Source organism: Patulibacter defluvii, assembly GCF_034096925.1.
In the GTDB taxonomy this organism is placed as follows: Bacteria; Actinomycetota; Thermoleophilia; order Solirubrobacterales; family Solirubrobacteraceae; genus Patulibacter; species Patulibacter defluvii.
This window is the reverse complement of the sequence record NZ_JAWZSQ010000017.1, coordinates 110,278-118,993: the sequence shown is the minus strand read 5'-3', so window position 1 is coordinate 118,993 and position 8,716 is coordinate 110,278. Positions and strand designations below refer to the sequence as shown.

Below are 8,716 nucleotides of genomic sequence, written 5' to 3'. Positions count from 1 at the left end.
GGCCTTCATCGTCTCGACCACCTCGGCGAAGCTCTCGCCGAGCCCGACCATCAGCCCCGACTTGGTCGAGAGCGCGTCGCCGCCCATCGCCTTGGCGTTCTTCAGCACCCGCGCCCGCGTCGCTCTGCCGCCCGCTCGCCGCCGGCGCAGGGGTCGGCGTCGGTGCCGGCGTGGCCGCCGGTCCCCCCGAGACCCGCACGATCGGCGCGCCCAGATCGGGAAGCGGCACCTGATCGATCGGCGTTCCCGGCGGCACGTCGACGGTCACCTGCACCACCCGGCCCCCGGCCAGGGTCACCGTCAGCGTCCGCGACTCGGCCGACGCGCCCGCCACGGCCCCGAACGCCGCCGCTACCGCTCCCGCCGCCGACAGCCCCACCAACGCCTTGCGCGCCATCACCCGTTCCTCGCCATCGCCGACTCTCCCGTGGCCACCGTACGCGCGGCCGTCGCGCCGGCGCATCCGCCCGATGGGGCGTTGCCCTCCCCCGTTGGGACGAGTCGCCGCATCAGGTCGTCGGCGCCAGGTTGACGAGCACCACGCCGATCACGATCAGCCCGAGCCCGAAGAGCTTTGGCGGCGACGCGCTCTCGCCGAGCAGCGCGATCCCGATCCCCGCGACGAGGGCCGTGCCGACGCCCGACCAGAGGGCGTAGATCAGGCTCACCTCGAGTCGCTGGACCAGGTAGGCCAGGATCCCGAACGCCGTCGCGTAGCCGGCGACGCAGCCGAGGATCGCCACCACGTCGCCGGTTCCCGCGGCGCGCAGGAACGACGTCGCGGCCACCTCGGCACCGATCGTCACGGCGAGCAGCAGCCAGGTCATCGGGAGGTCCCGGTCATCGAGCGGATCGGCGCTGGACGGACGGCGACGGCGCGAGAACCGACGCCGGGCACGGCACGCGGAGATCGCCCCGGCGTCGGTCGTCGCTCGCGGCGGGCCTCGGCCCGCCGCCGTCGGCCGAGTCAGTCCATCCCGAGGGGGCCCTCGGTCCGACGGTTGAGGAACTGGCGGACGAACGGGTTCTCGGACGCGAACATCTCGTCGCGCCCGCCCGCCTGGACGATCCGGCCCTTCCAGAGCACGCTGATGTACTGGCCGATCTGGTGCAGCGACGCGATGTCGTGCGTCACCACCACGTAGGTCCCGCCGTGCTGCGCGTGCATCTTCACGATCAGGTCGCAGAGCAGCGCGGTCCGGACCGGGTCGAGGCCGGAGTCCGGCTCGTCGAAGACGACGATCTCCGGCTCGGTGACCAGCGCCCGGGCGAAGCCGGCGCGCTTGCGCATGCCGCCCGACAGCTCGCTCGGCATCAGCTCGCCGGCGTGGCCCATGCCGACCTCGGCCAGCCGCTGGTGGACCACGTCGGCGATCCGGTCCTCGCTCATGTCGGTGTTCTGCCGCAGCGGGAAGGCGACGTTGTCGAAGATGTTCATCGACCCGAACAGCGCGCCGTCCTGGAACAGGATCCCGAACTTCTGGCGCATCTCCAGCAGCTCGGACATCGTCAGGTGGGGCACCGACTGGCCGTGGACGATGATGTCGCCGTAGTCGGGGAACAGCAGCCCGATCAGGTGCTTGATCAGCACGCTCTTGCCGGTGCCCGACGGGCCGAGGACGACGGTGATCATCCCCTCCGGGATCCCCAGGTTGAGCCCGTTGAGGATCGGCCGGCTGCCGAAGCTCTTGTAGACGTCGATGCACTCGATCGACCAGAACTCCCCCGGGTTCGTCTCGCGGAAGCTGGTCTGGCCCTCGTGCAGGCTGTACTCGTGGGCGCGGTCGAGCAGCTCCTGCGTCTCGCGGTCGACGACGACGTCCCCGTCGTCGTAGCCGTAGCCGTCCTCGTCGTCGGCCCTCCGGTGGAGCAGCCCCCGTACCGACATCGTCTCTCTCCTTGCCGTGCAGCCCGTCGCCGTGGGCGACGCCGGGAGCCGGACCGACCGTCTCCCACAGTGCCAGCCGATCGTACGGTCGGCCCTCCGGGATGTGGATGCCCAACGGGGTGGATATCCCTCCTCCTTGCGAGGGGGAGCGGCCGCGGACGGGGCGGCGGCGGGCGTAGAGTCGGGCCGTGGAACCGCTCTTCCTGTTCGTCCAGTTCGAGTTCACGCACGCGCTCGGACCGACGCCCGGCCGCTACGTCGCCGCGCCGTCGCGGGGCCTGCGCGACCGCGACCCGGCGGGGATCGCCGACGCCGAGGAGGGCCCGCCGCGGGAGCGGCACCGGACCACCGGCACGGTCCTCACCACCGGTGACGCCGACGTGCTGGTGATCGCCGTCGTCGGCGCCCGCTCGACCGGGTTCCGGCTGCGACGGCGACCGCGAGCGGCCGAGGCCGAGGCCGGCGGCGAGCCGGTGCCGGTGGCGCTGGCGAGCTTCGTCGAGGGCAGCGCGCCGCTGGCCACGAAGCAGGAGGCGCGCGCCCGGCTGGACGAGATCGAGCGCCAGGAGCCGTTGCAGCAGCGCTGGATCGACGAGGGCCTCGAGGTGCTCAACCGCGCGATCCGTGCCCACCGCGCCGGGGCCGGCGATCCCTACGTCGGCGAGGTCACGCGCCGCGACGCCCGCGCCGTCCGGATCGGCTATGGCACCACCAGCCAGGTCTCCGACGGCGCCTGGACCGAGGCGCTGGTGCTGCCCCCGCCCGCCGGCGGCCGGCAGCGGCGGGCCGCGGCGCTGGCCCCGTCGCAGACGGTGGCCGACGCGCTGACCGGCCGCCAGGCGATCCTCGAGGGCGAGGACCTGCTGCTGCGCACCCACCTGGACCTGGACCACGGCCGCACGCGCGCGGCGGCGCTGCAGGCCGCCGCCGCCCTGCGGCTGCTGGAGGTCGAGCTGGGCGCCGCCGACGGCGAGCTCGCCGCGGCGGTCGCGGCGACGGCCGCGCTGGCCGACGCCGCGCTCCGCGGACCGCTCGCCGACGGCGAGCTGGAACAGCTGGAGGACGCGATCGAGACCGGCGCCCGGCTGCTCGAGACCCGCCGCCACGAGCAGGTCCCGCGCTGACGGCCGGCCTCAGCCGTCGCTGAGGACCATGTCGTAGGCGCGGGCCTCGCGCCGCTGCGAGAGGTCGATGTGGATGTGCTTGACCTCGGTGTACTCGTTGAGCGCGTCCGGCCCCAGCTCGCGGCCCAGCCCGCTCTGCTTGTAGCCGCCGAAGGGCAGCGCCGGGTCGACCATGTGGACGTCGTTGACCCAGACCGTGCCGGCCTCGAGCTTCGCCGCCACCTCGAGCGCGCGCTCGTAGTCGCCGCTCCAGACCGCGGCCGAGAGGCCGTAGATCGAGTCGTTGGCGATCGCGACGCCCTCGTCCGGGTCGCCGCTGTACTTGATGACGCAGAGGACCGGCCCGAAGATCTCCTCGCGCGCGATCCGCATCTCGTTGATGACGCCGGTGAAGACGGTCGGCTCGATCCAGAAGCCGCGCTCGAACTCCGGCCCCTCGGGGACCCCGCCGCCGGTGGCGACGGTCGCGCCCTCCTCGCGGCCGATCCGCAGGTAGTCGAGGATCCGCGCGTGCTGCTCGGCCGAGACGACCGGGCCGACGTCGGTGTCGTAGTCGGCCGGATCGCCGAGGGTGATCGTCCGCGCGCGCTCGACGATCCGCGCCACCAGCTCGTCGTGGATCGACTCGGGCACGATCAGCCGCGTGATCGACTCGCACATCTGCCCGCTGTAGAGGCAGCAGCCGAAGAGCGCGGCGTCGGCGACGGTCTCGAGGTCGGCGTCGTCGAGCACGACCGCCGCGCCCTTGCCGCCCAGCTCCAGCGAGACCTTCTTGACCGTCTGCGAGGCCAGCCGCATGATCTCGCGCCCGACCGCGGTCGAGCCGGTGAAGGCGACCTTGCCGACGTCGGGGTGCGAGGCCAGCCGCGCGCCGACGTCCTCGCCGTCGCCGGTGATCACGTTCAGGACCCCGGCCGGCAGCCCGGCCTCGTGGGCGATCCGGGCGAAGGCCAGGGTCGAGAGCGGCGTCTTCTCGTCGGTCTTGATCACGACGGTGTTGCCGGCGGCCAGCGCCGGGCCGATCTTCCACAGGCTCAGCACGAGCGGGAAGTTCCACGGCAGGATCCCGGCGCAGACCCCGATCGGCTCGCGGCGGAGGACGTTCTGGGAGACCGTCGGGTAGGGCGCGGTGGCGATCCCGTGCTCGGGGACGTGGCGCGCCGCCAGCTCGGCGAAGTAGGTCAGGTGCGGGGCGGCGAGGCCGATGTGGAAGCCGCCGGCCTGGCGGACCGTGGCGCCGTTGGCCGCGATCTCCAGCTCGATCAGTTCCTCCAGGTGCTCGGAGACGCCGTCGGCGATCCGCAGCATCACCGCCGCCCGGTCGTCGCCGCTGAGCCCCGACCAGCAGCCGCTGCGGAACGCCGCCCGCGCCGCCGCGACCGCCGCGTCGACGTGGTCGGCGGTGCCCTTGGCGACCGTCGCGACGAGCTCCTCGTCGGCCGGGTTGCGGATCTCGTAGGCCTCGTCGGCGTCGTGCCACGCGCCGCCGATGAACATCTTGTGGTGCTGGACGCCCACGGTCGCCATGCTCGTCTCCCCAGGTCGGTGGTCGTCGCGGCCGAGCGAGCGCTCGCGGCGACGGATCGCCCGATTCTGTCCCGGGCCCGGCGGCGCGCCATCTCACCGGCGAGGGGTTCCCGCCCTCCGGTCGGGGCAGCCGCCGCTCAGTCGCCGCTCCAGTCGACCGGTCCGGCCACCAGCACGTGGCTGCCGAGCGGCCGGCCGAGCACCCGCTGGACGTCGCGGCTGGCCTCCAGCAGCGCCGGCAGCGAGACGCCGGTCTCGACGCCCATCTCGTGCAGCATCGAGAGCAGGTCCTCGGTCGCGATGTTGCCGGTCGCCCCGGGCGGCACCGGGCAGCCGCCGAGCTCGCCGAAGCTCGACTCGAACGACGTGCAGCCCGCCTCCAGCGCGGCCAGCGCGTTGGCCAGCCCCTGGCCGCGGGTGTTGTGGAAGTGGGCGGTCAGCTCGACCGCCGGCAGCTGCTCGCGGGCGGCCGCGAAGAACGACCGCACCTGGCGCGGGTTGGCCATCCCCGTGGTGTCGCCGAAGCCGACCTCGTCGGCGCCCGCGTCGACCAGCCGACCGGCGATCGCCAGCGTCCGCTCGAGCGGGACGACGCCCTCGTAGGGGCAGCCGAAGGCGGTCGCGACCACCGCCTGGCAGCGGAGGCCGGCGGCGTGGACCTGCGGCAGCATCGCCTCGATCGCGGCCAGCGTCTCGTCGCTCCCGCGGTTGACGTTGCGGCGGTTGTGGCTGTCGCTGGCGCTGACGAACAGGCAGACCTCGTGGAAGCGGTCGCGCAGCTCGAGCGCGTGGTCGAGCCCGCGCGGGTTCGGCACCAGCACGCTCAGGTGGACGTCGTCCGGGACCTCGATCGACCGCAGCACCTCGGCCCCGTCGGCCAGCTGCGGCAGCACGTCCGGTCGCACGAAGCTGGCGACCTCGATCCGGCGCAGACCGGTCCGCGCCAGGCTCTCGATCAGGCGGATCTTGTCGGCGGTGGGGATCCGCTCGGGCTCGTTCTGGAACCCGTCGCGGGGGCCGACCTCGCGGATCGTGACGGCGGCGGGCAGGGGCGGATCGGCGGGCAACGTCGGCTCCCGGAAGGACGGCATGGCGAGGCAGCGGACCGCTGCAGGAGGCCAATCTGCCCCCTCCGCGGCGGGCCCTCGTCCTCCCTGCGGAGGAGATCGCTCCCCCGCTCGCGGTCACCCCCCGGTCGGCTCGGGAACGCTGAGGTAGCATCGGCCAACGGGTCACGGGAGGACCCGTTCGCGGACCGGCAGCCGCCGCCCGCGTGCCCGGTGACGAGGGAGGAGAGTGGGTTGAGCTCGGCAGCAGCCACGCCGGCGGCGTCCGACATCGATCGTCGCGTCCGCGAGCTGACGGCCGCGACCCGCGAGCTGGTCTCGGCCGACCCGCCCGACCCCGATCCCGACGGTGCCCGCCAGCTGATCGCGACGCTGACCAGCGCCACCGAGCAGATCAGCGGTGAGTTCCTGACCGGCGACCTGACGCCGGCGCGGGCCGCCGACCTCTGCGAGCTGCTGGTCGAGGTCGGCGAGCTGCAGTCGGACCTGCGCGAGCACACGCTCGGCCTGCGGTTCCAGACCCTCCACCGGATCCACGAGGCGCTGGCCCGGATCCGCCAGGCGCCGAGCTCGGCGGCCCTGATCGCCGCCGCCCCGGCCGAGCTGTGCGCCGCCTGCGGCTTCGACCGCGCGCTGATCTCGCGCGTGCGGGGGTCGACCTGGGTGCCCGAGGTGCTGCACATCGCGGCCGGCGAGGACAGCGACGTCAACGAGGACCTGAAGCGGTTCCTCGACGGGATCGAGATCCCGCTCACGACCTCGATGCTCGAAGCCGAGCTGGTCCGCCGCCGGGCCCCGGCGCTGATCCACGACGCGCAGGGCGAGGCCCGCACCTTCCGGCCGCTGATCGAGCTGTCGGAGACCCGGGCCTACGTCGTCGCGCCGATCGTCACCACCGGGCCCGTCGTCGGGTTCCTGCACGCCGACGCCTACTGGTCCGGTCGCCCGCTGACGAGCTACGACCGCGACAACGTCCAGACCTTCGCCGAGGGCTTCGGCCTGATCTTCGAGCGGGCGGTGCTGGTCGAGCGGCTGGCGCTCCAGCGCGACCGGATCGGCGAGGCCTTCGGCAGCACCGAGTCGATGATCGCCGAGCTCTGCGAGCAGCAGGTCGAGCTGGCCCGCCGCGAGGTCGGCGCCGACGCCCAGCAGACCTCGCCGGCGGCGATGCTGACCGCCCCCGAGGCCCGGATCCACGGGATCCTGACCCCGCGCGAGCGCGAGGTCCTGGGGCTGCTCGCCAGCGGCGCCACCAACGTCCAGATCGCCGATCAGCTCGTCGTCTCGGAGAGCACGGTGAAGTCCCACGTGAAGCACATCCTCCGCAAGCTGCGCGCCTCGAACCGCGCCGAGGCCGTGTCGCGCTACCTGCGGCTGGCCCGCCACCAGCCGCCGTCGCCATGAGCACCGTCGGCCAGGAGGAGACGCCGCGGGCCTTCCCGGCGCCGACCCGCAGCCCGGGCTGGCGGCGGCGCGAGGGCGAGCTGGTCGCCCGCGTCACGGCGATGCACGAGGCGGTCTCGGAGGCGCTGGGCGAGACCCTCACGGTCTCCGGCGTCGACCGCGACCGGCCGGGGCGCTCGGCGGAGATCGTCTCGGCGCTGACCTGGATCTGCATCGAGCGGCTGCGGCTGACGGCCGAGGCCGACCGCGCCACGACCAAGCGCCTGTGCGCGCTGGTGACGGAGCTGCAGCAGCTGGCGCTGGAGCTGTACGAGCACGAGCTGAGCCTCCGCACCCGCCGGCTCGTCGACTGCTCGGCCGGCCTGGCCCGGCTGCGGTCGCTGCCGACGTCGGCCGACCTGGTCGACCAGGTCTGCGAGGAGCTGGCCCGGCGCTGCGGCTTCGGCCGGGTGGTGCTGTCGCGGGTCGAGGACGGCCTCTGGAAGCCGTGGACGGGCTACTTCAGCGACGAGCACGAGTACGACGCGTGGTTCACCGACTGGATCAACCAGGCGATCCCGCTCGACGACGAGACGCTCGAGGCGCACCTGCTGCGCGAGCGGCGGCCGGGGATCGTCTACGACACCGAGACGGCCACCGTCCACCGGCCGATCATCGTCGACGCCGGGCACTCGCGCTCGTACGTGGCCGCCCCGGTGATGCCGGGCGGCAACGTGGTCGGGTTCCTGCACGCCGACTACCACCCGGCCGCGCGACGGGTCGACGACGTCGACCGCGACGTGCTGTGGGCGTTCGCCGAGGGCTTCGGCCAGATCTACGAGCGGAGCGTGCTGCTGGAGCGGCTGCGGGCCCAGCGCGACCACGTGCGCGAGACGCTGGCCTCGGCCGAGCGGATGATGGACGAGCTGTGCGACTCGGGGATCGACCTGGCGCAGCACCCGGACCCGGGAACGATCGTCGCCCGCAGCGCCGTCTCCGCGCTCTCCTCCGACGCCGACGCGCTGAGCGAGCTGACGGCCCGCGAGCGCGAGGTGCTGGAGCTGATGGTCGTCGGCGCCACCAACGGCGCGATCGCCGAGCAGCTGGTGATCACCGAGGGGACCGTCAAGTCCCACGTCAAGCACATCCTCCGCAAGCTCGGGGCGGTCAACCGCTCGCAGGCGATCGCCCGCTACCTGGGGATCGGCCAGGTCGACGACTAGGCGCCGTCGCCGGCCTCGTGCTCGGCGACCGCGCCGCGCAGGATCGGCAGCACCCGCAGCAGCTTGCGGACGGCGCCCTCGAAGCGGACCTCGCCGGCGAGGATCGCCATCGGCAGGTGGGTGCCCTCGTCGAGCATGCCCTCCAGGTCGCTGGCGGTCAGGTAGAGCCGCACCGTCGGCTCGACCCCGGCGACCGCGCCCTCGACCACCGCCGGCGGCTCGCGGTCGAAGAGCAGCGTGACGGCGGTGTCGGGCCGGTCGGTGATCTCGATCAGCGCCCGCACGTCGGCCTGGGCCAGCCGCTCGGCGGCCTCGCGGTGGCGCAGGCCGAGCGCCACCCGCCGCGCGAACGCGGCGACCGGCCCGTCGAAGCCGGCGAACAGCCCGTCGTCCTCGGGGGCCCGCTCGGCGGGCACGGGGTCGTCGCTCTCCATCGCGTCGTGAGGTCGCTGCGCCGGACGCGCATCGTCGAGACGGACCCACGGCGACCCCCAGCCCAGACTG

Annotated in this window: 8 protein-coding genes; 3 read left to right on the top strand and 5 right to left on the bottom strand. The window is 73.8% G+C overall.

The features are described from left to right. Nucleotides 1-509 precede the first annotated feature (509 nt). Complete coding sequence (locus SH587_RS17020) at nt 510-827, bottom strand: DMT family transporter (protein WP_320671838.1); 318 nt, start codon at nt 825-827, stop codon at nt 510-512. Between the two features lie 140 nt (nt 828-967). Next, a complete protein-coding gene (locus SH587_RS17015; protein ID WP_320671837.1) occupies nt 968-1,888 on the bottom strand; it encodes an ABC transporter ATP-binding protein in 921 nt (306 codons plus the stop codon). A gap of 188 nt (nt 1,889-2,076) precedes the next feature. On the opposite strand from SH587_RS17015, the gene SH587_RS17010 reads away from it, so the two are divergent. Beyond that, nucleotides 2,077-3,012, top strand: coding sequence for a hypothetical protein (locus tag SH587_RS17010; protein WP_320671836.1), 936 nt, complete (start codon nt 2,077-2,079; stop codon nt 3,010-3,012). Nucleotides 3,013-3,021: 9 nt separating this feature from the next. On the opposite strand, the gene SH587_RS17005 is transcribed toward SH587_RS17010, so the two are convergent. Both SH587_RS17005 and SH587_RS17000 read right to left on the bottom strand, forming a co-directional pair. Further along, on the bottom strand, nt 3,022-4,539 hold the full coding sequence (locus SH587_RS17005; protein ID WP_320671835.1) for an aldehyde dehydrogenase family protein: 1,518 nt from the start codon (nt 4,537-4,539) through the stop codon (nt 3,022-3,024). Between the two features lie 137 nt (nt 4,540-4,676). Continuing rightward, nucleotides 4,677-5,630: a hydroxymethylglutaryl-CoA lyase gene (locus SH587_RS17000; protein WP_320671834.1), complete on the bottom strand. Its 954-nt coding sequence runs from the start codon at nt 5,628-5,630 to the stop codon at nt 4,677-4,679. Between the two features lie 210 nt (nt 5,631-5,840). On the opposite strand from SH587_RS17000, the gene SH587_RS16995 reads away from it, so the two are divergent. Together SH587_RS16995 and SH587_RS16990 are read left to right on the top strand one after the other, a co-directional pair. After that, nucleotides 5,841-7,010, top strand: a complete 1,170-nt coding sequence (locus SH587_RS16995; protein WP_320671833.1) for a helix-turn-helix transcriptional regulator — start codon at nt 5,841-5,843, stop codon at nt 7,008-7,010. Continuing rightward, on the top strand, nt 7,007-8,212 hold the full coding sequence (locus SH587_RS16990; protein WP_320671832.1) for a helix-turn-helix transcriptional regulator: 1,206 nt from the start codon (nt 7,007-7,009) through the stop codon (nt 8,210-8,212). Before SH587_RS16995 ends, SH587_RS16990 begins: the two co-directional genes overlap by 4 nt. On the opposite strand, the gene SH587_RS16985 is transcribed toward SH587_RS16990, so the two are convergent. Next, nucleotides 8,209-8,646 (bottom strand): SCP2 sterol-binding domain-containing protein, encoded by a 438-nt coding sequence (locus tag SH587_RS16985; RefSeq protein WP_320671831.1) that lies wholly within the window; start codon nt 8,644-8,646, stop codon nt 8,209-8,211. The genes SH587_RS16990 and SH587_RS16985 overlap by 4 nt on opposite strands. Nucleotides 8,647-8,716 lie beyond the last annotated feature (70 nt).

What these genes read in the sequence shown, in the direction of transcription:
- SH587_RS17020 (WP_320671838.1), bottom strand. Translation starts at nt 827, where the DNA reads ATGACCTGGCTGCTGCTCGCCGTGACGATCGGTGCCGAGGTGGCCGCG.
- SH587_RS17015 (WP_320671837.1), bottom strand. Translation starts at nt 1,888, where the DNA reads ATGTCGGTACGGGGGCTGCTCCACCGGAGGGCCGACGACGAGGACGGC.
- SH587_RS17005 (WP_320671835.1), bottom strand. Translation starts at nt 4,539, where the DNA reads ATGGCGACCGTGGGCGTCCAGCACCACAAGATGTTCATCGGCGGCGCG.
- SH587_RS17000 (WP_320671834.1), bottom strand. Translation starts at nt 5,630, where the DNA reads ATGCCGTCCTTCCGGGAGCCGACGTTGCCCGCCGATCCGCCCCTGCCC.
- SH587_RS16990 (WP_320671832.1), top strand. Translation starts at nt 7,007, where the DNA reads ATGAGCACCGTCGGCCAGGAGGAGACGCCGCGGGCCTTCCCGGCGCCG.
- SH587_RS16985 (WP_320671831.1), bottom strand. Translation starts at nt 8,646, where the DNA reads ATGGAGAGCGACGACCCCGTGCCCGCCGAGCGGGCCCCCGAGGACGAC.